At 71.3% G+C, this 25,413-nt stretch carries 22 protein-coding genes and 2 tRNA genes; 15 read left to right on the forward strand and 9 right to left on the reverse strand.

What is annotated here, in order from left to right; genetic code table 11:
* Window positions 1-18: 18 nt before the first annotated feature.
* On the reverse strand, window positions 19-330 hold the full coding sequence (locus tag BM430_RS02370) for a hypothetical protein (RefSeq protein WP_093564920.1): 312 nt from the start codon (window positions 328-330) through the stop codon (window positions 19-21).
* A gap of 172 nt (window positions 331-502) precedes the next feature.
* Between BM430_RS02370 and BM430_RS02375 the strand changes: the two genes are divergently transcribed.
* Window positions 503-1,252: a gamma-glutamylcyclotransferase gene (locus BM430_RS02375; RefSeq protein ID WP_093564925.1), complete on the forward strand. Its 750-nt coding sequence runs from the start codon at window positions 503-505 to the stop codon at window positions 1,250-1,252.
* Here BM430_RS02375 and BM430_RS02380 read toward each other — a convergent pair.
* On the reverse strand, window positions 1,207-1,515 hold the full coding sequence (locus BM430_RS02380; protein ID WP_093564926.1) for a hypothetical protein: 309 nt from the start codon (window positions 1,513-1,515) through the stop codon (window positions 1,207-1,209). The two genes, BM430_RS02375 and BM430_RS02380, sit on opposite strands and share 46 nt — an antisense overlap.
* Before the next feature lie 136 nt (window positions 1,516-1,651).
* Here BM430_RS02380 and BM430_RS02385 point away from each other — a divergent pair, with 136 nt between their 5' ends.
* Window positions 1,652-2,245 (forward strand): pyridoxamine 5'-phosphate oxidase family protein, encoded by a 594-nt coding sequence (locus tag BM430_RS02385; protein WP_093564927.1) that lies wholly within the window; start codon window positions 1,652-1,654, stop codon window positions 2,243-2,245.
* A gap of 228 nt (window positions 2,246-2,473) precedes the next feature.
* Here BM430_RS02385 and metC read toward each other — a convergent pair whose 3' ends face one another.
* Window positions 2,474-3,661: a cystathionine beta-lyase gene (gene metC, locus BM430_RS02390; protein ID WP_093564928.1), complete on the reverse strand. Its 1,188-nt coding sequence runs from the start codon at window positions 3,659-3,661 to the stop codon at window positions 2,474-2,476.
* 231 nt (window positions 3,662-3,892) lie between these two features.
* Between metC and BM430_RS02395 the strand changes: the two genes are divergently transcribed.
* The 4 genes from BM430_RS02395 to BM430_RS02410 all read left to right on the forward strand — a co-directional run bounded on the left by BM430_RS02395 (window position 3,893) and on the right by BM430_RS02410 (window position 8,195).
* The gene (locus tag BM430_RS02395) at window positions 3,893-4,915 is read left to right on the forward strand and encodes an amino acid ABC transporter substrate-binding protein (RefSeq protein ID WP_093564929.1); all 1,023 of its coding nucleotides are present in this window, start codon (window positions 3,893-3,895) and stop codon (window positions 4,913-4,915) included.
* Between the two features lie 64 nt (window positions 4,916-4,979).
* Window positions 4,980-6,191: an amino acid ABC transporter permease gene (locus BM430_RS02400; RefSeq protein ID WP_244539275.1), complete on the forward strand. Its 1,212-nt coding sequence runs from the start codon at window positions 4,980-4,982 to the stop codon at window positions 6,189-6,191.
* 7 nt (window positions 6,192-6,198) lie between these two features.
* Entirely contained in the window at window positions 6,199-7,356 is a 1,158-nt protein-coding gene (locus BM430_RS02405; RefSeq protein ID WP_093564931.1) for an amino acid ABC transporter permease, read from the forward strand.
* 8 nt (window positions 7,357-7,364) lie between these two features.
* The gene (locus tag BM430_RS02410; RefSeq protein WP_093564932.1) at window positions 7,365-8,195 is read left to right on the forward strand and encodes an amino acid ABC transporter ATP-binding protein; all 831 of its coding nucleotides are present in this window, start codon (window positions 7,365-7,367) and stop codon (window positions 8,193-8,195) included.
* Between the two features lie 251 nt (window positions 8,196-8,446).
* On the opposite strand, the gene sseA is transcribed toward BM430_RS02410, so the two are convergent.
* Window positions 8,447-9,289, reverse strand: coding sequence for a 3-mercaptopyruvate sulfurtransferase (gene sseA / locus BM430_RS02415; RefSeq protein ID WP_093564933.1), 843 nt, complete (start codon window positions 9,287-9,289; stop codon window positions 8,447-8,449).
* Between the two features lie 523 nt (window positions 9,290-9,812).
* Between sseA and BM430_RS02420 the strand changes: the two genes are divergently transcribed.
* Window positions 9,813-10,034: a hypothetical protein gene (locus BM430_RS02420; RefSeq protein WP_093564934.1), complete on the forward strand. Its 222-nt coding sequence runs from the start codon at window positions 9,813-9,815 to the stop codon at window positions 10,032-10,034.
* 107 nt (window positions 10,035-10,141) lie between these two features.
* On the opposite strand, the gene BM430_RS02425 is transcribed toward BM430_RS02420, so the two are convergent.
* Together BM430_RS02425 and BM430_RS02430 are read right to left on the reverse strand one after the other, a co-directional pair.
* The gene (locus tag BM430_RS02425; RefSeq protein WP_048431004.1) at window positions 10,142-10,318 is read right to left on the reverse strand and encodes a DUF1328 domain-containing protein; all 177 of its coding nucleotides are present in this window, start codon (window positions 10,316-10,318) and stop codon (window positions 10,142-10,144) included.
* 228 nt (window positions 10,319-10,546) lie between these two features.
* Window positions 10,547-10,622 (reverse strand) — tRNA-Asn (locus BM430_RS02430).
* A gap of 272 nt (window positions 10,623-10,894) precedes the next feature.
* Here BM430_RS02430 and BM430_RS02435 point away from each other — a divergent pair.
* The 7 genes from BM430_RS02435 to BM430_RS02465 all read left to right on the forward strand — a co-directional run bounded on the left by BM430_RS02435 (window position 10,895) and on the right by BM430_RS02465 (window position 18,652).
* A tRNA-Cys gene (locus tag BM430_RS02435) sits at window positions 10,895-10,968 on the forward strand.
* A 175-nt stretch (window positions 10,969-11,143) separates the two neighbouring features.
* Window positions 11,144-11,812, forward strand: coding sequence for a protein-L-isoaspartate O-methyltransferase family protein (locus BM430_RS02440; protein ID WP_093564935.1), 669 nt, complete (start codon window positions 11,144-11,146; stop codon window positions 11,810-11,812).
* A 637-nt stretch (window positions 11,813-12,449) separates the two neighbouring features.
* Window positions 12,450-13,805 (forward strand): TolC family outer membrane protein, encoded by a 1,356-nt coding sequence (locus BM430_RS02445; protein ID WP_177302917.1) that lies wholly within the window; start codon window positions 12,450-12,452, stop codon window positions 13,803-13,805.
* A gap of 600 nt (window positions 13,806-14,405) precedes the next feature.
* Window positions 14,406-14,624 carry a PopZ family protein gene (locus BM430_RS35150; RefSeq protein ID WP_244539296.1) on the forward strand — a complete coding sequence of 73 codons (219 nt, stop codon included), beginning with the start codon at window positions 14,406-14,408 and terminating at the stop codon, window positions 14,622-14,624.
* A gap of 170 nt (window positions 14,625-14,794) precedes the next feature.
* The gene (locus BM430_RS02455) at window positions 14,795-17,506 is read left to right on the forward strand and encodes a valine--tRNA ligase (RefSeq protein WP_093564943.1); all 2,712 of its coding nucleotides are present in this window, start codon (window positions 14,795-14,797) and stop codon (window positions 17,504-17,506) included.
* A gap of 170 nt (window positions 17,507-17,676) precedes the next feature.
* Complete coding sequence (locus BM430_RS02460; protein WP_244539276.1) at window positions 17,677-17,925, forward strand: DUF2283 domain-containing protein; 249 nt, start codon at window positions 17,677-17,679, stop codon at window positions 17,923-17,925.
* A gap of 4 nt (window positions 17,926-17,929) precedes the next feature.
* Entirely contained in the window at window positions 17,930-18,652 is a 723-nt protein-coding gene (locus BM430_RS02465; RefSeq protein ID WP_177302892.1) for a DUF2459 domain-containing protein, read from the forward strand.
* On the opposite strand, the gene BM430_RS02470 is transcribed toward BM430_RS02465, so the two are convergent.
* A complete protein-coding gene (locus tag BM430_RS02470) occupies window positions 18,640-19,113 on the reverse strand; it encodes a hypothetical protein (RefSeq protein WP_244539277.1) in 474 nt (157 codons plus the stop codon). The two genes, BM430_RS02465 and BM430_RS02470, sit on opposite strands and share 13 nt — an antisense overlap.
* 626 nt (window positions 19,114-19,739) lie before the next feature.
* Window positions 19,740-20,981, reverse strand: a complete 1,242-nt coding sequence (locus BM430_RS02475) for an efflux RND transporter periplasmic adaptor subunit (protein WP_244539278.1) — start codon at window positions 20,979-20,981, stop codon at window positions 19,740-19,742.
* A gap of 222 nt (window positions 20,982-21,203) precedes the next feature.
* On the opposite strand from BM430_RS02475, the gene BM430_RS02480 reads away from it, so the two are divergent.
* The gene (locus BM430_RS02480) at window positions 21,204-24,371 is read left to right on the forward strand and encodes an efflux RND transporter permease subunit (protein ID WP_093564946.1); all 3,168 of its coding nucleotides are present in this window, start codon (window positions 21,204-21,206) and stop codon (window positions 24,369-24,371) included.
* 124 nt (window positions 24,372-24,495) lie between these two features.
* Here BM430_RS02480 and BM430_RS02485 read toward each other — a convergent pair whose 3' ends face one another.
* The gene (locus BM430_RS02485) at window positions 24,496-25,302 is read right to left on the reverse strand and encodes a hypothetical protein (RefSeq protein WP_093564947.1); all 807 of its coding nucleotides are present in this window, start codon (window positions 25,300-25,302) and stop codon (window positions 24,496-24,498) included.
* Between the last annotated feature and the right edge of the window lie 111 nt (window positions 25,303-25,413).

Raw genomic sequence — 25,413 nt, forward strand, 5'->3', positions numbered from 1 at the left:
CGCGCGCGGTGCCGCGCCTCACCCCGCCTGCTGCTGGCCGGCGGCGCGATGGACCGCCAGGGTCACCACCTCGGCGGAAGGGGTCTCCTTCTGACCCTGGCCCATCATGAAGATCACCGGGTTGCGCGGCATGTAGCCGGGGTTGCGGCGCAGGTTGAGCAGCTGCTGCAATTCCACCGCGGTCAGGTCCTTCGGCGTGGCGTCGCGCCAGACATGGCCCGGCGAGGCGGCGCGGGCGAAGGGCCACCAGGAGCGGCGCTCGGTCTCGACCTGCAGGACGAGCTTGCCGGTGAAGGTCTTGCGGAAATTGAAGCGACCCGTGATGGCCATGACGCGTCCTCCATTCCCGGACAACCCGATCCCGGATCACCTTCCGGGATCAACCTGGACCTGTGCTGTTTAGCACGGCACTAACATGGGGCGGCCACGCTTGGCGAAAAGGCGATCCGCCGCGATCGACCCACAGCCGCGCTGCCGCCCCCCTCACCGACTAACGGTTGCGATGCCGAAACGCTCCCTCACGCTCGATGCCGCGCTGATCGCCCGGGCCCATCCCCACCCGGTGACCGCCGACGGGCGCGGCCCCGGCTACGGCATGGCGCTGATGGGCGAGGCGGAGGCCGATGCGCGCCTCGACGCGGCGCTGGCCGAGAAGCCGGGCGAGGCGGGCACGCTCTGGCTGTTCGCCTACGGCGCCCTGATGTGGCGGCCGGAATTCCCGTTCTCGGAAAGGCGCGAGGCCCGGGTGCGGGGCTGGCACCGCCGGTTCTGCCTGTGGCAGCCGGGCTTTCGCGGCACGCCGGAGCGGCCCGGGGTGATGCTGGCCCTCGACCGGGGCGGGCAGTGCCGCGGCTTCGCCTACCGGATCGCCGGCGACGACTTGCGGGCCTCCGTGCGGCCGGTCTGGCGGCGGGAGATGCGCGGGCGCGGCTACGAAGCCCGCTGGGTCGCCGCCGAGACCGCGGAGGGCCCGGTGCCGGCGCTCGCCTTCGTGGCCGACCGGAATGGGGCGCGCTACGCCGGCCGGCTGACCGACGCGCAGATCGCCGCGCACGTCGCGGCGGCCTGCGGCCCCACCGGCCCGAGCGCCGAGTACCTGCTCAACACGGTGGCGGCCTGCGAGGCGACGGGCATCCGCGACCGCCACCTCTTCGCGATGCAGGCGCTGGTGGCCGAGCGGCTCGCCGCCTGCGAGGCGCCCGCATCTCAGAACAGCCCGACGCCGACCCCGGGCTCGCGCCGCGGCGGATAGTTGTAGGGGCCGGTCGAGACGCCGTAATAGGGCAGGACCGGCGCGTAGCCGAATCCGAGGAGCCGGCGGGGCGGCGGTTCGACGACGACCACCTCCGCCTCGACCGCGACAGCGGGAGGCGGCGGGGGCGGCGGCAGCCAGCCGGCGGAGGGTTCCACCCCGCCGCGCGCCGCGTAGGCGCCGGGCATGTCGGCCGCCATCGCCGGCAGGGCCGTGAGGGCGGCCATCAAGGGCAGCCAGGCCAGCGTCGTACGGAGCGTCATACCGAGCGTCATCGCGCAAAAACCTCGGGCAGGGTGACCTGACGGACAAGCTTCGTCAGACAAGCTTCACCGGGGCATCCCGGTTCCGCGGAACGTGCCCTAGATTGGTGAACGAACCGGAGGGCGTGAGCCCCGCATGACCGAGCTGCCCCCCTTCTACGACGACCTCGCGGGCTGCCTCGCCGAGGCCTGGCGCCGGCTGGAGGAGGGGGCGGCGCATCAGAGCGGCTTCCACGCGCCGGCGCTCGCCACCCTCGGCCGCGACGGCGCCCCGCGCCTGCGCACGGTGGTGCTGCGCGGGGTCGACCGGGAGCGGCGCACCCTGCGGATCCACTGCGACGCCCGCTCCGCCAAGGCCGCCGAGATCGCCGCCGATCCCCGGGCGGCGCTCCACGCCTACGATCCCAAGGCCAAGATCCAGGTCCGGATCGAGGGCACCGCCCGGCTGCACGGGCAGGACGACGTGGCGCGGGCCGCCTGGGCGGCGTCGCGGCCGATGAGCCGGATCTGCTACGGCACCGCGCCCGGCCCCGGCACGCCCCTGCCCGAGGGCGGCGCCTATACTCAGCCGCAGGACGACGCCGCGGTGGAGGCGGGTTTCCCGGAGTTTCGCGTCGTGGTGCTCACCGCCGCCCGGCTCGAATTCCTGTACCTCGCCCGGGCGGGGCACCGGCGGGCGTCGTTCACCTGGGATGGGGCGGAGCCGGGGGCGACGTGGCTGGCGCCGTAAGAATAATTCTATGTCTATTCGGAATAAAATTGAGTCGCGGGATCCCCTCTCCCGTGTGGGAGAGGGGTAGGGGTGAGGGCGGCGCGCTTCAGGATAGATCTGGACAGCAGAGCCACCAGCACAGCGATTCGAGCTTTACACGGAAGCGTGTCACCCTCACCCCCGGCCCCTCTCCCACACGGGAGAGGGGAGGCGCGCTCTAACTTGCAATGATAGTGAATTCTGTTGTCAGCTCGCCGCCCGCAACCGCGCGAACCCCGCCTCGAGGTCCCGCGTCAGGTCGTCCATGTCCTCCAGCCCGACCTGGAACCGCAGGCCCGGCCCGCCCGGCGCCCACGGGTTGGCGGTGCGGTAGGGCGCGCAGTCGAACGGGATCACCAGGCTCTCGAAGCCGCCCCAGGAGAACCCCATCCCGAACAGTTCCAGCCCGTCGAGCATCGCCGCCACGGCGGCCTCGGGGCAGGGCTTGAGGATGATCGAGAACAGGCCCGACGAGCCCAGGAAGTCGCGCGACCAGATCGCGTGACCGGGATCCTCCGGCAGGGCCGGGTGCAGCACCCGGGCGACCTCCGGCCTGTCCTGGAACCAGCGGGCCAGCGCCAGCGCCTGCTCGCCGTGCTCGCGCAGGCGCAGGGGCAGGGTGCGCAGGCCCCGCAAGGCCAGGAAGACGTCCTCGGCGCCTGCGCAGATCGCGAGCTGGTCGAAGGTGCGGCGCAGGGCCGGCCAGTACTGCGCGTTGGCGGAGGTGAGGCCGAGCAGGAGGTCCGAGCCGCCCGACAGGTACTTGGTGCCGGCCTCGATCGCGATGTCGACGCCGCGCTCGTGCGGCGGGAATAGGAGTGGCGTCGCCCAGGTGTTGTCCATCAGCACGCAGGCGCCCCGCGCATGCGCCGCCTCGGCGATGGCCGGGATGTCCTGCATCTCGAAGCTCTGCGAGCCCGGCGCCTCGGTGAGCACGGCTGTGGTGTTCTCGCGCATCAGCTCGGCGATGCCGGCGCCGAGCGTCGGGTCGTAGTAGGTGGTCTCGACCCCGAACCGCGTCAGGAACCCGTCGCAGAAGATCCGGGTCGGGCGGTAGGCGGAATCGGTCACCAGCAGGTGGTCGCCGGCCTTGAGGCACGAGAGCAGCCCGACCGTGACGGCGGCGAGGCCCGAGGGGGTGAGCACCGTGCCGGCCGCCCCCGCGAGCTCGGTCCAGGCGGTCTCGAGGGAGCGGATCGTCGGGGTGCCCACCGTCCCGTAGGTGTAGTCCGACCGCCGGTGCTTGAGCGCGTCGTAGCTCTCGTAGAGCACGGTCGAGCCGCGATAGATCGGGGTGTTGACGAAGCCGTGCTGCTGCGACGGGTCGCGGCCGGCATGGACCAGGCGGGTGCGGGTGCCGAGGCGGCTCTTGTCGCGGGGCGGGGTGATGCTCATCGGGACCCTGGTGCGTGATCTGTCGCGCCGGAGCACATCCCGCGCCACCGGTCGCCGTCAAGCCTGGGTCGAGGGAGCCCGGCCCCGTCTAGGCTGTTCGTCGCACGGGCCAACCCCTTGACCGGACAATCCGCTTCGCTTGGAATGCCTCTTGCTTAGGCAGCGTTCGTGCTTGGGCAAACGGGTGGCGGCCGACAGGGTGCCGCAACCGGAACGGGAGACGCACACCGCATGAAGAGAATCGTTGCGGCCCTGGCCTTCGGGCTCGGTGCCACCCTGCTGGCGGGCGCCGCCCAGGCTCAAGGGACGCTGAACAGCATCAAGCAGAAGGGCTACATCTCCTGCGGCTCGAACCCGGGCCTCGCCGGCTTCGGCGTGCCGGACGCGCAGGGCCGCTGGACCGGGCTCGACGTCGATTTCTGCCGCGCGCTCTCCGCGGCGATCTTCAACGACGTCACCAAGGTCCGCTTCATCCCGCTCTCGGCCAAGGACCGCTTCACGGCGCTCCAGTCGGGCGAGGTCGACATCCTGTCGCGCAACACCACCTGGTCGATGTCGCGCGACACGACCCTCGGGCTCGACTTCCCGGCCGTCAACTTCTACGACGGCCAGGGCTTCATGGTGAAGAAGAAGCTCGGCGTGACCTCGGCCAAGCAGCTCGACGGCGCCTCGGTCTGCACCCAGCAGGGCACGACGACCGAGCTGAACCTGGCCGACTACTTCCGGGCCAACAAGCTGAAATACGAGGTCGTGGCCTTCGCCAGCGCCGACGAGACCTTCAAGGCCTACGATTCCGGCCGCTGCGACGCCTTCACCACCGATGCCTCGGGCCTCTACGCCGAGCGCCTGCGCGCCTCGGCGCCGGACGACAACATCGTCCTGCCGGAGATCATCTCGAAGGAGCCGCTCGGACCGGCGGTGCGCCAGGGCGACGCCCAGTGGGCCGACATCGTCCGCTGGACCCACTACGCGATGCTCAACGCCGAGGAGGCCGGCATCACGCAAGGAAACGTCGACCAGATGGTGAAGTCGTCCGACAACCCGGACGTCAAGCGCATCCTCGGCACCGAGGGCAAGTACGGCACCGACCTCGGGCTGACCAACGACTGGGCCTACCGGATCATCAAGCTCGTCGGCAATTACTCCGAGGTGTTCGAGAAGAACGTCGGCCAGGGCTCGCCGCTGAAGATCCAGCGCGGCGTCAACGCCCTGTGGTCGAAGGGCGGCCTGCAATACGGCCCGCCGATCCGCTGACCTCATGACACGCGGCGCCCCCCCGGGCGCCGCCCCCGGCCACCACAGACGCGAGCACGCCCCCTTGCCGACGCAGCTTCCGGCCGATGCGCCGTCCGGTCCGCCCCGGGTCTCGCCCTTCTACGATCCCCGCATCCGCGGCGCGGCCTACCAGATCCTGCTGCTGCTCGCGGTCGGCGTGGTGGCCTGGATCGCGATCGGCAACGCCGCCGAGAACCTGCGCAACGCCCGCGTCGCCTCGGGCTTCGGCTTCCTCGGCAACACCGCGGGGTTCGACGTCAACCAGACGGTGATCCCCTTCACGGCGGCGACCTCCACATACGGCACCGCCTTCCTGGTCGGGCTCACCAACACCCTGATCGTCGCCGCCATCGGCATCGTGCTGGCCACACTCCTCGGCTTCGCGGTCGGCGTGGCGCGGCTGTCGCCGAACTGGATCGTGCGGACGCTCGCCACAATCTACGTCGAGGTGTTGCGCAACATCCCGCTGCTGCTGCAATTGCTGTTCTGGTACGTCGCGGTGCTGGCGAGCCTGCCCTCCGCGCGCGATTCCTACGCGCTCGGCACCTCCGTCTTCCTCAACCAGCGCGGCCTGTACCTGCCGAAACCCCTGCTCGCGGCGGATGCCTGGGCGCTGCCCCTGGCGCTTGCGATCGGGATCGCCGGCACGCTGCTGTTCCGGGCCCATGCCGGGCGCGAGCAGGCGCGGACCGGCCGGCGCCTGCCGGTGCTGGCGGTCGGCCTCGCCCTCGTCCTCGGCCTGCCGCTCCTCGCCTACGGGGTGCTGGCGCTGCTCGGCATCGCCCCGGTGGCGCTCGACTTTCCGGTCAAGGGCACGTTCAACCTGCGCGGCGGGATGCAGCTCTATCCGGAATTCGTCGCCCTGGTGCTCGGGCTCACGGTCTACACCGCCGCCTTCATCGCCGAGGTGGTGCGGGCCGGCATCCAGGCGGTCAACCGCGGCCAGACCGAGGCGGCGCGGGCTCTCGGCCTGCAGCCGGGCCCGACGATGCGGCTGGTGGTTATCCCGCAGGCGATGCGGGTGATCGTGCCGCCGCTGACCAGCCAGTTCCTCAACCTCACCAAGAACTCGTCGCTGGCGGTGGCCATCGGCTACCCGGACCTGGTCCAGGTCTTCATGGGCACAGTGCTGAACCAGACCGGCCAGGCGGTCGAGGTGGTGGCGATCACCATGGCGGTCTACCTGACGATCAGCCTCGTCACCGCCTTCGCGATGAACCTCTACAACCGGCGCGTCGCGCTGATCGAGCGGTGAGAACCCGATGACTGCCGGCTCCCAGCCCCTGCCGCTCACCTTCGTCCGCCGCGAGGCGGTACCCGCTTCCCCGCCGCCCTCCCTGGTCGCCGGGCCGCTCGCCTGGCTGCGCCAGAATCTCTTCTCCAGCCCCGCCAACGCCGTGATGACGCTGGCGGCGCTCGCGGTCATCGCGCTCGCGGTGCCGCCGCTCCTGCGCTTCCTCGTCTTCGACGCGGTCTGGACCGGCGAGAACCGCGACGCCTGCCGGGCCGAGGTGATCGGCCGCCCGGTCGGCGCCTGCTGGGCCTTCATCGGAGCCAAGATCAACTACTTCATCTACGGCTCCTACCCGATCGAGGAGCGCTGGCGGCCGAACGTCTTCTTCGCCCTGATGGCGGTGGGGGTGGGGTGGATGCTGTGGCTCGACGCGCCCAAGCGCGCGTGGGGCGCGCTCTACTTCTTCGTCGTGTTCCCGGTCGCCTCCTACCTGCTGCTCACCGGGATGCCGAGCCTCGGCCTGCCCGCCGTGCCGACGGCGCTCTGGGGCGGCATGCTGGTGACGCTGATCGTGTCGCTCGTCGGCATCGTCGCCTCGCTGCCGCTCGGCATCCTGCTCGCGCTCGGGCGGCGCTCGCGCCTGCCGATCGTGCGGCTGTTCTGCGTCATCTTCATCGAGTTCTGGCGCGGCGTGCCGCTGATCACCGTGCTGTTCATGGCCAACGTGATGCTGCCGCTGTTCCTGCCCGGCGACGTCACGGTCGACCGGCTGGCGCGGCCGCTCGTCGGCATCGCGCTGTTCTCCGCCGCCTACATGGCCGAGACGGTGCGCGGCGGCCTGCAGGCGATCCCGCGCGGCCAGACCGAGGGGGCGATGTCGCTGGGCCTCAGCCCCTGGCACCGGATGCGCCTGATCATCCTGCCCCAGGCCCTGCGCATCGTGATTCCCGGCATCGTCAACAGCTTCATCGCGCTGTTCAAGGACACCAGCCTCGTCTCGATCGTCGGCATCTTCGACTTCATCCGCACGATCGAATCGGCACGGGTCGATCCCGCCTGGGCGGCGCCGACCGTGGTGATGACCGGCTACGCCTTCGCCGCCCTGTTCTACTTCGTCTTCTGCTTCGGCATGTCGCGCTACGCCCGCTTCGTCGAGTGGCGGCTCGCGGCCGGCCAGACACGGTGAGATCCCCGATGGCTTCCTCCCCCCTCCACACAGCCCCTGGCCCCTTGCCGGAGACCGACCCGGACCTCGCGCCCCGCAACACCTCGGCGACGCGCCTCGCCAGCGCGCCGACGGCGGTGTCGCTGGAGCGGGTCAACAAGTGGTACGGCGCCTTCCACGTCCTGCGGGATGTCGACCTCAGCGTGCGCAAGGGCGAGCGGATCGTGATCTGCGGCCCCTCGGGCTCCGGCAAGTCGACCCTGATCCGCTGCATCAACCGCCTGGAGGAGCATCAGGCCGGGCGCATCGTCGTCGACGGGATCGAGCTCACCAATGACCTCAAGCGGATCGACGAGATCCGGCGCGAGGTCGGCATGGTGTTCCAGCACTTCAACCTGTTTCCGCACCTGACCGTGCTCGAGAACTGCACGCTGGCGCCGATCTGGGTGAAGAAGATGCCGAAGGCCGAGGCCGAGGCGGTCGCGATGAAATACCTGACCCGGGTGAAGATCCCGAACCAGGCGCACAAGTATCCGGGCCAGCTCTCCGGCGGCCAGCAGCAGCGCGTGGCGATCGCCCGCTCCCTGTGCATGGCGCCCAAGATCATGCTGTTCGACGAGCCGACCTCGGCGCTCGACCCCGAGATGGTCAAGGAGGTGCTCGACACGATGGTGGGGCTCGCCGACGAGGGCATGACCATGCTCTGCGTCACCCACGAGATGGGCTTCGCCCGCCAGGTCGCCGACCGGGTGATCTTCATGGACGAGGGCCAGATCGTCGAATCGAACACCCCCGAGGCGTTCTTCCGCGCGCCCGAGCACGAGCGGACCCGGCTGTTCCTGAGCCAGATCCTGCATTGAGGGTCGATGCGGGAGCCCGGCGCGGATCAAACCCGCTCCTGCATCAAGTCATCCTCCACGTCATCCCGGGGCTCGCCGCAGGCGAGAACCCGGGATCCATAACCGCTGAGGTCGGAGAACGAGGCGGAGTGCGTTCCGCTTCGTCCTGAAGCGTCGGCGGTTATGGATCCCGGGTTCCGCTGCGCGGCCCCGGGATGACGATGGAGGATGGCAGGTCCCGTCGCTGACTGTGCCCCAGCCGGGCGAGGGACCTACCGCCCCGTCGCGACCGGCAGGTCCTCCCGCGAACCCCATTCCGACCACGAGCCGTCGTAGAGGGCGCGCGGCGGCCGTCCCAGGCTCTCGAGGGCGACGCCGACGATCGCCGCGGTGACGCCGGAGCCGCAAGTGGTGACGACCGGGCGGTCGAGGTCGATGCCGGCCTGCGCCACCGCCGCGCGCAACGACGCCTCGTCCTTGAGCCGGCCGTTCTCCTGCAACACCGCGTAGTGCAGGTTCAGGGCGCCGGGCATATGGCCGGGACGCACGCCGGGGCGCGGCTCGGGCTCCTCGCCGGCGAAGCGGGCGGCCGAGCGGGCATCGACCACCTGGGCCTGGCCGGCGAGCGCCCGCTGCACGTCGCCGACATTCGCCACCGCCGAATGGTCGAGGCGGGCGGTGAAGTGGCGCCGGTCGCGGGGCCGCGCCTCGCCCTCCTCGACCGGGTGACCGCCCGCGACCCAGGCCGGGAAGCCGCCCTCCAGGATCGCGACGTCGCGGGCGCCGAACGCCTTCAGGGTCCAGCGCACCCGCGGGGCCGAGAACAGGCCCATCCCGTCATAGACCACGACCGTCATGCCGTCGCCGATGCCCATCTGGCGCATCCGCGAGGCGAAGACCTCCGGCGAGGGCAGCATGTGGGGCAGGGCGCTCGCCTCGTCGCGCACCGCGTCGATGTCGAAGCGGATCGCCCCCGGGATGTGGCCGGCGCGGAACTCCGCCTCGGCGTCCCGGCCCATCGCCGGCAGGTACCAGGAGCCGTCGAGCACGACGATGTCGGGCGCCGCGAGCCGCTCTGCGAGCCAGTCCGCCGTGACGAAGGGGCCGATCGACATGCCTGTCTGTCTCCGAAGAAGGGGCGCTCGAGACGGGTCTCGAGCCTGAAGGGCTTTTGGGCCGGTCGGGAGCATTGTGCCCGAATTCCGGGCGGGGCCGCCACCCATCCGCGCGCGAAAGCGGCGTTTCGCGGCGCGATCGCCCCCGGGACCCGCGGGCGGTGCCGCAGTCCCTCACCCGGCCCGGACCCGATTCCTATCGAATGTTAACGAGGGGAGGGCGGGGCCTGCCTAGAACGAGGGCGTCCCGTCCCCCCGCGAGAGGCCCGGCCGATGCCCCGTCGCGTTGAACGCATTCCGATACGCCCTCGTGCCGTATCTGGCACGGCGCTTGCGAACAGCCTTTCACTGCACCCGCCGTGTCCACTCTCCCTTGCACGGCCGGGCGTGGTCGACGGGCCAGGCAGTGAGACTCCGAGGGCTGCCTGGCCCGCCCGTCCGCCGCGGGAGACCGAACGGGGCCGCGCCGAGCGCGTGCGACCCCATGCGTGACTCGACGAACGCAGTGACAGGGAGGGTGCGAATGAACGCCACGGCCCGCTTCGAATGGCCGATCCGTCCCGACAGGATCGAGGTCTCCGCGCGCGGCTACCTCGCCGCGGCCATCCTCTGCGCCGATCTGCGCGCCGCCCGTGCCGCGGCGTCGCGCCCGCTGCCCTCCGCGACGGTGCACCGGCTGGTGCCGCGCCGGGCGCGGACGCGGCCGGCGCCGGCCGACGGGATGCGGCGCGCCGCCGAGGGCTGACGCCGCAGCGCCGGCCTGTCGAACTCAGCCAACAAAAAAGGCGGCCCCGCGGGGGCCGCCCTGGTCCGGGGTGGCGGGCTCATCGAGCCCGCCCGCCGGGTTCGGCGTCAAATTCTGGGCGAACGGCCGCGCATCAGGCCGAAGATCGCCGAGACGGCGAACAGCACGATCGCCACGAAGAACACGATCTTGGCCGCCTCCATGGCGGTGCCGGCGATGCCGCCGAAGCCCAGCAGAGCCGCGACGAGGGCGACGACGAGGAAGGTGATAGCCCAGCCGATCATTGGTAACTCCCGTATCGAAGGCTGCTGGGTTGCTTCGCGGCGCCGTGCAGAGAAGCGTTGCAGCAAGTTGAACGAGAAACCATCGGACCGGGCGACAGGTTCCGTTGATTTTTTCGGATGAAAGCCGGCGGGCGACCGTGCAGGCTCCCGCGCCGGCCTGAAGCGCAGGCGCGGGCAGGCACAAGCTGGGGCCGGTGCGGCGACGGACTCGCGATGGGCGGGAGAGGGTGGCTCCCCGAGCAGGACTCGAACCTGCGACAAGGCGATTAACAGTCGCCTGCTCTACCAACTGAGCTATCGGGGATCGCGGCCGGACCTCTATCCAAGGCGGGCAGGGCGCGCAAGGGGTTTCTGGCCCGGACCCCGGCCAGGCGGGATCTCCGGCGGGGATTGTCGGGAGCCGGCTCATTTCGCCGGCCCGATCGCGGTTTTGCCGCCGGATCCCTGTTGCGGAGCCGGGGCGGGCTCTGCTAATGACCCCTCGTCCCCGGGTCGTCCGCCCGACGCCGGGGAGACGGCGCAGCCGGTGCTCACGAGCCCGGCCCGCCCGATTGCCGGCTGAGCGCCGGCCCGGATGGCCTCGTGGCGGAGTGGTTACGCAGAGGACTGCAAATCCTTGCACCCCGGTTCGATTCCGGGCGAGGCCTCCACCTTTCTCTTTTCTCCCTCCAGACTGCAGACCGGCCCGGCGCGCCTGCGCGAGACCGGGTCGTCGTGGCTCCCTGCCCGGATCCTTGCCTTTTGGCCGGCGATCCACCACAACCGCGTCGCCCGACGGCTTGACCGTCGCGGCTTGGCCGTCGCTCAAGCTCTCCAGAGACGTTCATGCTCGACTACGCGCAAGCGCGCCGCCTCATGGTCGATTGCCAGCTCCGGACGTTCGACGTGACCGACATCGCGCTGCTCGACGCGTTCGACGCCGTCCCGCGCGAGCGGTTCATGCCGGCGGACCGGGAAGCCTTCGCCTATATCGACCAGCCCCAGGCAATCGGCACGGAGGAGGGCGAGACCCGCTTCATGCCGGCGCCGATGGTGCTGGCGCGCCTGATCCAGGCGCTGGCCCTCAAGCCCGGCCACCGCGTGCTCGAGGTCGGGACCGGCTTCGGCTACGGCGCCGCCATCCTGCGCCGTCTCGGCGTCGAGGTGGTCGCCCTCGAATCGCTCCCCGGCCTCGCAGCAGGGGCGCGCGAGCGGCTGGCGCAGTGCGGGATCGCCGACGGCGTCACCGTCGAGACCGGCCCGCTCGAGAAGGGCGCGGCCGGCCACGCCCCCTACGACGCGATCCTGCTCAACGGCCAGGTCGAGCAGCGCCCGCAAGGATTGCTCGAGCAGCTCGCCGATGGCGGGCGCCTCGCCTGCGTCCAGGGCCAGGGCCGCCCGGCCAAGGCGACCCTGTGGGTGCGCTCCGGCGACGCCTTCGGCTCGCGCCCGCTCTTCGACGCCACCCTGCCGCCGCTGCGCGCCTTCGCGGTCGAGGCCGGCTTCGCGTTCTGATCCGACGTCCGGACGATTCCCTCCGGACATCGCGTGACGCTCCGGCACGGGACGGCCTCGCCGGCCCCGCGCCGAATCACCGGCCACCGCCGAAAGCGGGTGGTCCTACCGCCGATCGGGTGAGCCGGCCGGCGTCGTCGGCCCGGGTCCCAGTCCCGTGTTCCCAGTGCGGTTTTTCCTTGGTGCGGCGCACGGGCCCGCCCTCCGGGCCGCGCCCCGGCCGGATCCGGCGCCCCGGCCCGGGGTCCGTTCCGGGCGACCGAGGCTGCAGCCGCGAGAATGGCGGCGCGCGAAAGCATTCGTTTACCAACGACTTGCAGGGTGCGTGCGCCCCGCCGCCGCCCGGCGCGGGACCGCCTGGGAATCGCAGATCTCGCCGTCCAGATTTCCCCAGCGATACCTGTCGCTTTTTTGCGGCACCGCCGGTCAAACTCGGTCATCCACAGTACGGGGACGATGCCCCCGGCACCGCCCTCGGCTAAGGTCATGATCGAGGTGGGCACAGCGATATGACGAACCGGCTCAGCCGCCCGCGGTGCAGGGCCGGTCATTGTGAGCTAGCCGCACAGGGTAGACAGGCGTGACTGACACAGGAACTCAGGCGTTCCGCAGGCTTCGGCTGGGCGGGTTCGCCGCCATGGCGCTCGCCATGGCGGGCCAGGGCGCGGCCGCGGAAACCCTGGATACCGCCCTCGCGCGGGCCTATGCGGGCAACCCGACGCTCAACGCGCAGCGCGCCGGACAGCGCGCCAACGACGAGAACGTGCCGCGGGCGCTGGCGGGCTACCGCCCGACCGTGAGCGCGCAGGCCAGCGTCGGCGTCAGCAACGTCTCGGGGCGCCTCGGCGCCAACCGCGGGGAAATCGGCGGCGGCGACGCCTCGCAGACCCTGATCCCGGGCTCCGCCGGCGTCTCCGTGACCCAGACGCTGTTCAACGGCTTCCGGACCGACAACAGCACCCGGCAGGCCGAGTCGCAGGTGCTGGGCGGCCGCGAGACCCTGCGCAACACCGAGATGCAGACGCTGTTCTCGGCGGCGCAGGCCTACATGAACGTGCTGGCGGACACCGCCACGCTGGAGCTCAACCGCAACAACGTCGAGGTGCTGGAGGAGCAGCTCCGCCAGACCCGCGACCGCTTCAACGTCGGCGAGGTCACCCGCACCGACGTCGCCCAGGCCGAGGCGCGGCTCGCCGGCGCCCGGGCCCAGGTCAGCCTGGCCGAGGCCAACCTGCGCACCAGCATCGCGACCTACCGGCAGGTGATCGGCGTCGAGCCGCGCCAGCTCGCCCCCGGCCGGCCGATCGACCGCTTCGTGCCGTCGACCCTGACGGCGGCGGTCGAGATCGGCCTTGCCGAGCACCCGGCGATCCTCTCCGCCCTCCACTCGGTCGACGCGGCCGAGGCGCAGGTCAAGATCGCCGAATCGACCCTCTACCCGACGGTCTCGCTGAGCGGCAACGCCGCCCAGGTCTTCGACCAGCAGATCGCCAACACCCGCTACTTCCAGGGCTCGATCATCGGCCAGGTCTCGGTCCCGCTCTACCAGGGCGGCGCCGAGTACGCGCAGATCCGCCAGGCCAAGGAGCAGGTCGGCCAGAGCCGGCTCCAGGCCGAGCTGACCCGCGACCAGGTCCGCGCCGGCATCGTCACCGCCTGGGGCGCCCTCGAGGCGGCCAAGGCCCGCGTCATCGCCTCCCAGGCCCAGGTCCAGGCCAACGAGGTGGCGCTGAACGGCGTGCGCGAGGAGGCCCGGGTCGGCCAGCGCACGACCCTCGACGTGCTGAACGCCCAGCAGGAGCTTCTGACCGCCCGCGTCAGCCTGATCGCCGCCCAGCGCGACCGGGTGGTGGGCTCCTACCAGGTGGTGCAGACCGTCGGCCGCCTCACCACCCGCTTCATCGCCGTCCCGGTGACGCAGTACAGCGCCAAGCAGCATTACGACCAGGTCAAGGACCTCTGGTACGGCGTGCGCACGCCGGACGGCCGCTGACCCGCAGCGCCGTCCTGAAGGACGACGCCTCGAAGGACGGCGACCTGGAGCGCGCCGTCCTGTGAGTTGCGCGGGCCGCCTCGCTTGTGCGGGGCCGGCCCTGTGGAATACTGCGTACCCGAGACCCAAGACCCAAGCCCCCCGATCCTCTGCACTCGAGCGTTGAGCCGGATGAGCGCCGCGAGCCCCAAGACGCAGGACAAGACGCAGGAACCCTCGATGGAGGAGATCCTCGCCTCCATCCGCCGCATCATCGCCGACGACCAGAAGCCGGCCGAGCCGCCCGCTCCCGGGTCGCGCCCGGTGGCGGTGCCGAGCCCCGCGCCCGACGAGGACGACGTGCTCGACCTCGCGATGGTGGCCAAGCCGGCGCCGAAACCCGCCCCGAAGCCGGAGCCGGTGGTCGCCAAGGCACCACCTGCACCGCCGCCGGAGCCCGAGCCGAGCTTCGACGACAAGTTCGACCCGATGTCGGAGATCGCGTTCCGCGACGAGCCGATGGATTTCGACGCGATCGAGATCGAGCCGGAGCCCGCCCCGCCGGAACCCCCGAAGGCCGTCGCCCCGCCGCCCCCCGCGCCGCCGGAGCCCCGCCCGGCGATGGAGGACCGGCTCCTGTCCCAGGCGACCGACGCCACGGTCGGCCACGCCTTCGACCTCCTGGCGACCACGGTGCTGACCCGCAACGCCCGCACCATCGAGGACCTGGTGCAGGACATGCTGCGGCCGATGCTGAAGGCCTGGCTCGACGACAACCTGCCGGTGATGGTGGAGCGCCTGGTCCGGGCCGAGATCGAGCGCGTCGCGCGCGGTCGCTGAGTTCCCGGGACCACTCCAGTTGACGGAACGGCCCGGGTCCGCTTGAAAGCGATCTCGGGGGCTGGCCGCTCGCGCGGCCGGCCTTTGTCGTTTCTGGTTTTCGGCGCCCGCGAGGCCCGCGTCCCGCCTCGCGGACGCGCCCGGGGCAGCCTGCGAGTGGCGCTTTCGCGATGATGGACAAGACCTTCGATCCCGCCGCCGTCGAGGCGCGCATCGCCGCCGAGTGGGAGGAGGCGCAGGCCTTCCGGGCCGGGCGCCCGGACCGGGCCGGCGCCGAGCCCTACAGCATCATGATCCCGCCGCCGAACGTGACGGGCTCGCTCCATATGGGCCACGCCCTCAACAACACGCTCCAGGACGTGCTCGCCCGCTTCGAGCGCCTGCGCGGCAAGGACGTGCTGTGGCAGCCCGGCACTGACCACGCCGGCATCGCGACCCAGATGGTGGTGGAGCGCCGCCTCGCCGAGCAGCAGCAGCCCGACCGACGCTCCCTGGGCCGGCCGGAATTCGTCCGCCGGGTCTGGGAGTGGAAGGCGGAATCGGGCGGCACCATCGTCAACCAGCTGAAGCGCCTCGGCGCCTCCTGCGACTGGTCGCGCGAGCGCTTCACCATGGACGAGGGCCTGTCGAAGGCCGTCCTGAAGGTCTTCGTCGACCTGCACGCGCAAGGACTGATCTACCGCGACAAGCGCCTGGTGAACTGGGACCCGAAGTTCCAGACCGCGATCTCCGACCTCGAGGTGCAGCAGGTCGAGGTGAAGGGCCATCTCTGGCACTTCGCCTATCCGGTGGTCGACGAGGCCGGGACCGAGACGGGCGAGACCATCACGGTCGCGACGACCCGGCCCGAGACCATGCTCGGCGACACCGCGGTCGCGGTGCATCCGGAGGACGAGCGCTATCGGGCGCTGGTCGGCAAGAGCCTGCGGCTGCCGCTGGTCGGTCGCCTGATCCCGATCGTGGCGGACGAGTATTCCGACCCCGAGAAGGGCACCGGCGCGGTCAAGATCACCCCGGCGCACGACTTCAACGACTTCGAGGTCGGCCGCCGGAACGGGCTTTCCCAGATCAATATCCTGGATGAGGAAGCCCGCATAAGCCTCGACGGCAATGCGGATTTCCTGGACGGATCGAGCCCGGAGCCCGAGGCCCTGGCGCTGCACGGCCTCGACCGCTTCGAGGCGCGCAAGCGGGTCGTCGCCCTGATGGAGGAGCGCGGCCAGCTGGTCACGATCGAGCCCAACACCCACGCGGTGCCGCACGGTGACCGCTCGGGCGTGGTGATCGAGCCCTACCTGACCGACCAGTGGTACGTGAACGTCAAGCCGCTGGCCGAGCGGGCGATGCAGGCGGTGCGCGACGGGCGCACCCGCTTCGTGCCCGAGACCTACGAGAAGACCTACTTCCAGTGGCTCGAGAACATCGAGCCGTGGTGCATCTCGCGCCAGCTGTGGTGGGGCCACCAGATCCCGGCCTGGTACGACGCCGACGGGCACTGCTTCGTCGCGCACACGGAAGAGGACGCCCTGGCCCAGGCCGCCGCGAAGCACGGCCGGCCGGTCTCTTTACGCCGCGACGAGGACGTCCTCGACACCTGGTTCTCGTCGGGCCTGTGGCCGTTCTCGACGCTCGGCTGGCCGGACGAGACGCCGGAGCTCGCCCGCTACTACCCGACCTCGGCCCTGGTGACGGGCTTCGACATCATTTTCTTCTGGGTCGCCAGGATGATGATGCTCGGCCTTCACGCGCTGGACGAGGTGCCGTTCCGCACCGTCTACATCCACGCCCTCGTCCGCGACGAGAAGGGGGCGAAGATGTCGAAGTCGAAGGGCAACGTCGTCGACCCCCTCGACCTCGTCGATCGCTACGGGGCGGATGCCCTGCGCTTCACCCTCGCCGCCATGGCGGCGCAGGGACGCGACATCAAGCTCTCGGTGCAACGCGTTGAAGGCTATCGCAACTTCGCCACCAAGCTCTGGAACGCCGCCCGCTTCGCCGAGATGAACGGCTGCCGGCTCGATCCCGCCTTCAAGCCCGAGGGTGTGAGCCAGACCCTGAACGCCTGGGCGCTCGGCGAGGCCGCGCGGGCCGTCGCCGAGGTGACCGGGGCGATCGAGGCCTACCGCTTCAACGACGCCGCCAACGCCGCCTACCGCTTCGTCTGGAACGTCTTCTGCGACTGGTACCTGGAACTGGCCAAGCCCGTGCTCCAGGGCGAGGACGGGCTAGCGAAGGAGGAGACGCGCCGGTCGATCGCCTACCTCATCGACCAGATCTGCGTGCTCCTGCACCCGTTCATGCCGTTCCTCACCGAGGAATTGTGGGCGACCAAGGCGCGCGAGGCCGGAGTCGAGCGCGGGCTCCTGGCGCTGGCGTCCTGGCCCGATCTCGGCGCGCTCGCCAAGCCCGAGGCCGAGGCCGAGATCGGCTGGGTCGTCGACCTCGTCTCGGAGATCCGCTCGGCCCGCTCGGAGACGAACGTGCCGGCCGGCGCCCAGATCCCGCTGGTGCTGGTCTCGCCGAGCGAGGCGGTGCGCGAGCGCCTCGGCCGCTGGGGCGACACCGTGCGCCGGCTCGGCCGCATCGCCTCGATCGACGTGGCGGAGGCGAGCCCGCGCAACGCCGTGCAGCTGATCGTGCGCGGCGAGGTGGCGGCGCTCCCGCTCGAGGGCGTGGTCGACCTGACCGCCGAGGTGGCGCGGCTGACCAAGGAGGATGCCAAGCTCGGCGGCGAGGTGGGTAAGATCGACGCCAAGCTCGGCAATGCCGACTTCCTCGCCCGCGCCCCCGAGGAGGTGGTCGAGGAGCAGCGCGAGCGCCGCGAGGCGGCCATCGCCCGCCGCGAGAAGGTGCGCGAGGCGCTGGCGCGGCTGCAGGGCTGAGCGCCGGCAGATCTTCCGGATGCGGGCGGCCCGCCGCCCGCATCCGGCACGGGACCAGAAAGAGACACGTTCGGGAGAGAGGCGTACGCGCGGCGGCCGGTCCAGGGCGATCGGGCGCGGACGCGCGCCCGAGAGGCGATCCGTCGACCGCCGCCGGACACCCGCAAGGCATGACCCCGAAGCCCGAACACCCCATCCCGATGCCGGCCCGCCCGGCGACCGGCCGCTACGACACCGAGACCGACGTGCTGTCCGTCCGCTTCACCGATGCCGCGGTGGTGGCGAGCCGGGAGGTCCGGCCGGGCATCGTCGTCGCCTACGACGCCGCCGGCGCGGTCGCGGGGATCGAGATCCTGGAGGCCTCGGCCGGGCGGCTCGCGGCCGACCAGGACCTGCGGCTTCTCGCCGAGGCGGCCTGATTCCTTGCGCCGCGTCCTGCACCTCGCCCGGCGGGCCGCGGCCGCTCTCCTGTCCCTCGCCGTCGTCCTCGTGGCGGCGGCCTGGCTCACCGCCCGGCCGGGCGATCCGGGCCTCTACCCGCCGCCGCCCGGCGAGGCGGCGGTCACCGTGCGGGTCGTGGCCGGGGCCTGGCATTCCGGCCTGCTCCTGCCCCGCGACGACCTCGCCCGGGCGGCGGCCGAGGCCGGCGCCGGGGCGCTGATCGCGGTGACCGAGCGCTTCCATGCCTATCCGGCGCTGGAGATCGGCTGGGGCGATGCCGGCTTCTACCGCGCCGTCCCGACGATCGACGCCCTCGACTGGCGGCTGGCGCTGCGGGCCCTGTTCACCCCGGGCGGCCGCCCGGCGGTGCTGCACGTGGTCGGGGTCGCGGCCGAGCCCGGCGCCGTCCCGGAGGCCGGGATCGTGACGGTGCGGCTGTCGCGGGCGGGCTTCCGGCGCCTCGCCGCGGCGCTCGCGCGGTCCTTCGCCACGCGCGACGGCCATCCGGTCGAGGCGGGTCCCGGCCTCTACGGCCCGAGCCTGTTCTACTTGGCGGAGGGGCGCTTCAGCCTCGTCGCGGTGTGCAACCACTGGAGCGCCGGGCTCCTCGCCGAAGCGGGCCTTCCGGTCACGCCGCTCCTCGACACCCTGCCGCAGGGCCTCGTCCTCGATCTGGCTTGGCGCGCCGGCGCTCACGCACCGTGAGGATCGGCCGGCCGGACCGGACGCCGGAAGGCGCGGCGCAGCCGCTCGCGCAGCGGCACCCGGCCGCTGCGGGCGAGGTCGCGGCCGCAGGCCCGGGCGGCGTCGCGGTCGAACTGGAAGGCGATCTCGGTGCTCTCGGCGAGGCGGAAGGCGAGGGCCGGCACGCCGGGCGCGACCTCGCCGGCCGTCCAGCCGAGGACCGGGAAGAAGCAGTTCTCGACCCGGGTCCCCGCCGGCACGTCCTGCGCCGCGTCCGCCGCGACCGAGGCGGTGGCGAGGAGGGCGAGGCCGAGCTCGCCGGCCTCCGCGGGGGTGAGCCGGACCGCGTAGTCCCGCGGCCCGAACGCCACCACGAGTTCGAGCCCGTCCGGCCCGGCGGTCACCACCGAGAAGCGCACGTCGCCCGCGAGCGCGGTGCGCTCGTGCGCGGTCTCGGCGGGCGCGGTCTCGGAATCGCTCATGCGGGGGGCCGTCGCTCGGGTGCCGGGGATCGCCCACGACCGTAGCGTCCGGACCTTCGCCGGGGCAAGCGCTGACGGACTCGAAGCCTGTTCGACCGATCGGCCGGTGTCATCCCACACACGACCTCATCCTGAGGTTTCAATCGATTGACCTCGAAGGAGGGCTCAGAGGTCTCTGGGATAGCTGGAGCCCTCCTTTCGAGACTCCTTGCAGTCGCACCTCAGGATGAGGTCGTGGGGGGGGATAGAAGATTGTCTTGCGGCACTGCTCTCGAAAGTCATAAAAGATCTTATCAAATTCATATTGTTCAAATTTACTTGAATATTTATCGTGGAATAAGGATATAACTGATCAATTATATCAGTAATTTCGACCCATTAAACGATAATTATCGACGTCATCCCGGGGCTCGACGAAGTCGAGAACCCGGGATCCATAACCGCTGACGCTTCAGGATGAAGCGGACTGCGTTCAGCCTGCGCCGGCGCCCTCGGCGGTTATGGATCCCGGGTTCCGCTTCGCGGCCCCGGGATGACGATGGAGGGTTTGAGTGAAGCCTTTCCAATCAAACAGACTCTCGTTTTCATCGCCGAACCGGTGATCGCTTCGGCGATGAACGTGATGCTCAGGGGCGAACCGCCGCGTCGCCGGGCTCGTTCGCCGCCTGCCGCCCGTCGTCCTGCCGGCCCTCCCGCTTGATCCCGACCCGCTGGTCCTGGCGCAGGAGCTGGAGGTGGTCGGTGGCGATGCGGTCGCCGGCCTTCAGGCCTTTCAGGATCGCCGTGCGGTCGCCGAACTCCTCGCCGGTCTCGACCGGGACCATCGCCACCTTGGCCGCGTCGCCGTCGTCGCTCACGCGCCAGACGATGCGCTGGTCGAGTTGCGACGAGAGCGCGATCGTCGGCACCAGCAGGCGTTCCTCGGTGCCGACCTGCACCCGCGTGCGCACGAACTCGCCCGGCAGGTAGCGCTCGTCGGCGTTGGGCAGCCAGGCCCGGACCAGGCGGCGGGCGGTGCGGGGGTCGAAGCGGTTGTCGAGCTTGTAGATCGTCGCCTTGCGCTCCGGATTGCCTTGCGCGTCGAGGGTCCGGATGACGGCGCGGTCCTCCTTCAGGGCGGCGCGCACCGCCTCCGAATCCTCGGCCGAGAGCGCGACCTGCACCTCGATCGGGTCGACCTGGACCACGCTGACGAGCTGGGTCGTGTTCTCGTTGACGTGGTCGCCGACATTGATGTCGGTGAGGCTGGAGCGGCCGTCGAAGGGGGCGCGGATCACCGCGTATTCCAGGTTGAGCTTCTGGCGCGCGATCGCGGCCTCGGCCTCCTGGACACGGCTGCGGGCGACCTGGCGGTTGCTCTCGAGTTGCTGGAAGCGCTGCTCGGAGGCGTAGCCCTTGTCGGCCAGGGTCTGGGTGCGGTCGACCTCGGCGTCGGCGAAGGCGAGTTGCGCCACCGCCTGCTCGCGCTGCGCCTCGGCCGTGCGCAACGCCACCTCGAACGGCCGCGGATCGATGCGGAACAGCACCTGGCCCTGCTTGACGTGGCCGCCCGGCTCGAAGGGCCGCTCCACCACCACGCCGGTGACCCGGGGCTGGAGCGCGGCGTCCTTCGGCGAGATCACCGTGCCGGTATACGAGAAGGCGACCGGCACGGTCTCCGGCGTCGCCTTCGCCACCGCGACGTCGAATTCCGGCGCCTCGGGCCCGCGGGCCTTCTTCGTCTCCTGCGGCGCCAGGAGCTGCGCCACCGGGCCGGGCAGGAGGCCGGCGGCGCCCTGGGGCAGCGGATGGCCGAGACCCCACCAGAGGCCGGCCCCGGCCGCGAGCGCGGTGAGACCGACGAGGCCGTAGCGAAAACCTGCGCGCACGATGAAGATCTCCCCGACGATGACGCAAAGGTCCGGGGCGGGCCGGCGGTTCCCCGCCCGCGACATCGGCGGCCTGCCGGAGAAGGCGGGCCTCCCGCAGGGGAACTCCCTCGGACGCGATCGCGTTGCGGATGGGCCATCACCTCACCGTCGCAGGTCCCGCCTCCCGCCCGGTTCGTCCGCGGGGCCCGTGCGGCGCCCGGCGGTCCAGCGGGATCCGGGATGTTCGCCTATTTCGTCGACCGGCCCGTCCTGGCGGGCGTGATCTCGGTGCTGATCACCCTGATCGGGGCCGTGGCGGGTGTCTCCCTGCCGATCGCCCAGTTCCCCGAGATCGCGCCGCCGATCATCAACATCCAGGCGACCTATCCGGGCGCCACCGCGCAGCAGGCCTACGAGGCGATCGCGATCCCGCTCGAGCAGGAGATCAACGGCGCGCAGGACCTGATCTACATCAACTCGACCAGCAACGCCGACGGCAGCGTCAACCTCGACGCGACCTTCGAGGTCGGCTCGGACCTCAACGCCGCGGCGGCCGACGTGCTGACCCGGGCGCAGCGCGCCGAATCGCGCCTGCCGCAGGCGGTGCGCGACCAGGGGCTGGAGATCGTCAAGTCGTCGCGCCAGCGCCTCGGCAACGTCGTGCTCTACAGCGACGACAACCGCTACGACGAGCTCTTCCTGTCGAACTGGGCCGAGACCCAGGTGATCAAGCCCCTGCGCCGGGTCACCGGCATGGGCCGCATCGTCAACTTCTCCAACAAGCGCTACGCGATGCGGATCTGGCTCGATCCGGCGCGGATGGAATCGCTGGGCCTCGGCCCGAGCCAGATCGTCCAGGCGGTCGAGCAGCAGAACGCCCAGATCACCGTCGGCTCGCTCGGCAAGGAGCCGGTGCGCGACGCGCCCGCCTTCGAGCTGCAGATCGTCACCAAGGGCCGCCTGACGGAGGCGAAGGAATTCGCCGACGTGGTGATCCGGGCCAATCCCGACGGCTCGGTGGTGCGCATCCGCGACGTCGGCCGGGTCGAGCTCGGCTCGGAGCAGTACGGCAGCCGCTCGACCTACGACAACCTGCCCGCCGCCTCGCTCGGCCTGTTCCAGAATCCGGAGGCCAACGCCGTCGAGGTGATGAAGGGCGTGCGCGCCACGATGAAGGACCTCGCCAAGCGCTTTCCCCCGGGCCTGAAATACAGAATCGCCCTCGACCGCACCGAGTTCGTCGACGCCTCGATCCACGAGGTGGTCAAGACCCTGATCGAGGCGATCGTTCTCGTCGTCGTCATCACCTACCTGTTCCTGCAGAACTGGCGCGCGACGCTGATCCCGGCGATCGCGGTGCCGGTGGCGCTGGTCGGCACCTTCGGGCCGATGGCGCTCCTCGGCTTCTCGTTCAACACCCTGAGCCTGCTCGGGCTGGTGCTGGCGGTGGGGCTCGTGGTCGACGACGCAATCATCGTGGTCGAGAACACCGAGCGGCTGATGGAGGAGGGGCAGGAGCCTCGGCCAGCCGCCCGCGAGGCGGTGAACGAGGTCGCGGGCCCGGTCATCGCCACCACCCTGGTGCTCGCCGCCCTGTTCGTGCCGGTGGCCTTCATCCCGGGGCTGACCGGCCAGCTCTACAACCAGTTCGCCCTGACCATCGCGATCTCGGTGCTGATCTCGGCCGTCGTCTCGCTCACCCTGACCCCGGCGCTCTGCGCCCTGCTGCTGAAGCCCCACGACAAGACCGCGCAGCAGAGCCGCTGGCGGGCGCCGCTGCGCTGGTTCAACGCCGTCCTCGACCGGGCGACCGGGTTCGCGGTCGGCTCGGCGGGGCGGCTGTCGCGCCACCTGATCGCCACCGGCCTCGTCTTCCTCGTCTTCGCCGGGCTCACCGCCTGGATGGTGATGAGCCGCCCGAGCGCCTTCGTGCCGCAGGAGGACCAGGGCTACTTCTTCGCCGACATCGCGATGCCGAAGGGTGCCTCGGTCAGCCGCACCGCCGCGATGGTGGAGGAGGTCGGCAAGGCGGCGATGGCCGAGCCCTCGGTCGCCGGCACGATCGGGGTCGCCGGGCGCGGCATCCTGGCCGACGTCACCGCGCCGTTCTACGGCTTCCAGATCCCGACCCTGAAGCCCTGGGACGAGCGCACCGAGACGGTCACCGACGTGGTCGGGCGCCTGCGCAAGCAGTTCAAGAACCATCCCGACGGGGTCCTGCGCATCGTCGACCCCTCGCCGCTGCCCGGCCTCGGCTCCCGCGGCGGCCTGACGCTCGAACTGCAGGACCGCAGCGGCGAGGGCGGGCTCAAGCTCGCCAAGACCGCCGAGGGCTTCATCGCGCAACTCAAAAAACTGCCCGAGGTCGGCGGCGCCACCGCCACCACGAGCTACGGCGTGCCGCAGCTGCGCCTCGACATCGACCGGGCCAAGGCCGAGCAGCTCGGCGTCAGCCTGCAATCGCTGTTCGACGCGCTCGGCACCTATGTCGGCTCGTCCTTCGTCAACCTCTTCAACAAGTTCGGCTTCGTCTACCAGGTCTACGTCCAGAGCGAGTCGCAAGGCAGGCGGACGATCGAGGACCTGTCGCGGCTGACGGTGCCGAACAACCGCGGCGAGCCGGTGCAGGTCGGGGCCCTGGTCACGCCGCACTTCGTCAGCGGGCCGACGGCAGTCCTGTCCTACAACACCTACCCGGCGATCGAGATCGCGGTCGACACCGCCGAGAGCGCGAGTTCCGGCGCGGCGATCGCGGCGATCGAGCGCCTCGCCGACACGGCGCTCCCGACCGACTACGCGGTGGAATGGACCGAGGTCGCCTACCAGGAGAAGATCGCCGGCGGCTGGGCGCCGCTGATCTTCGGGCTCGGCGTGGTGATGATCGTGCTGCTGCTCGCCGGCCAGTACGAGAGCCTGCGGCTGCCCTTCGTGGTGATCCTGGTGACGCCGCTGGCCCTGTTCGGCGCCGTCGGGGCGCTGGCCCTGCGCGACCTGCCCCTCGACATCTTCGGGCAGATCGGCCTCCTGCTGCTGGTGGGGCTGGCGGCCAAGAACGCGATCCTGCTCGTCTCCTTCGCCCGCGACCTGCGGGACAAGGGCGAGGACGCGGTGACGGCGGCGCAGGACGCGGTGCGGCTGCGGATGCGGCCGATCCTGATGACCTCCTTCGCCTTCATCCTCGGCTCGGTGCCGCTCGCCATCGCCACGGGGGCCAGCGCCAACGCCCGGATCTCGATGGGCACGGTGGTGATCGGCGGGCTGCTCGTCGCGACCCTGCTCACCCTGTTCGTCACCCCGGTCTTCTACGTCGCGGCCGAGCGGCTGGTGGCGGGGCGGAAGAAGGGATCCGGCCGGACGGAATCGGGCGAGGCGGAGCCGGGACCCGGCGCGCCGCAGCCGGCGGAATAGGCGGCGCGCCGGGCCCGCGGGCATATGACTTCGCTCAAGCGCCGCGCGGGCTGGTGAGTGACTTCGCTCAAGCGCCGCGCGGGCTGGTGAGACGGGATCCGGACGTCATCTTCCGGATCCCGTCTCAATCGATCGCGGCGGGCGCGAACATCTGGCGCGCGTACCAGGGCAGGGACAGGACCGCAACCACCTGCTCCCGGCCGTCGAAGATCGGTGCGAGCGCGCCGCCCGAGGCCGCGAAGGACAGGGCGCTCGTCCGGTCGATGCCGGCGGGTCGGCTCAGGACCGGATCGACGCCCTGGTCGACCCGATAGGTCCGCCGGACCCGCGGATCGGCGCCCGAGAGGTTGAGGGCGGTGGGCTGGGCCCGGACCGGCGTGCCGCGCGCGTAGACGATCCGCAGGCTCAGCCGCTCGCCGCTCTCGGCGGTCACGCTCCAGGCCTCCTCGGCCTGGCCCGCGAGGGCGGTGGCGCTGCCGCGCCGCTCGAGCGTCACCGCCGCCGGCACGCCGACCTTGTAGTAGCCCGGCCCGGACCGGGCATCGGCGAAGGTGCGCACGATCACGAAGCCGGTCTCGTCGCCGCGGCGGGCCGGCACCGCCAGCACCGCGGCCCGCTCCTCGGCCCCCGCCGCCTTGCCGTCCGGCCCCGTCGCCGCGAGTTGCTCGCGGAAGACCACCGAGAGGTTGGCGCCCCGGCCCGGCCCCTGCTGGGCCGGGTTGACGGTCCATCCGGCCGGGAGCAGCGCCTGGGCCTTCTCCTCCGGCACCGCGAGGGCGACGACCATCCGCACCTCCTGCGACCAGCCCGCCGGAACGCCCGGCCCGGGATCGGCGGGGGCCGGCTGCGCGAGAGCGGGGCAGGCCAGCATGGCGGCCAGCAGCGACGCGGCGAGCGGCCGCGACAGGGCGTTCCTCGAAGCGTGTCCCATGGCGTTCCTCCGGGGCGGGGCACGCTCACGGGCCGCCGCGCGACGGCGGCCGGCCCCACGCGGGATCGAGCCTGCCCGATCCGCCCGGAAATCCAAGTCGTCCGGAAACAA

Origin of the sequence: Methylobacterium sp. 174MFSha1.1, assembly GCF_900116815.1 — a bacterium.
Classification (GTDB): domain Bacteria; phylum Pseudomonadota; class Alphaproteobacteria; order Rhizobiales; family Beijerinckiaceae; genus Methylobacterium.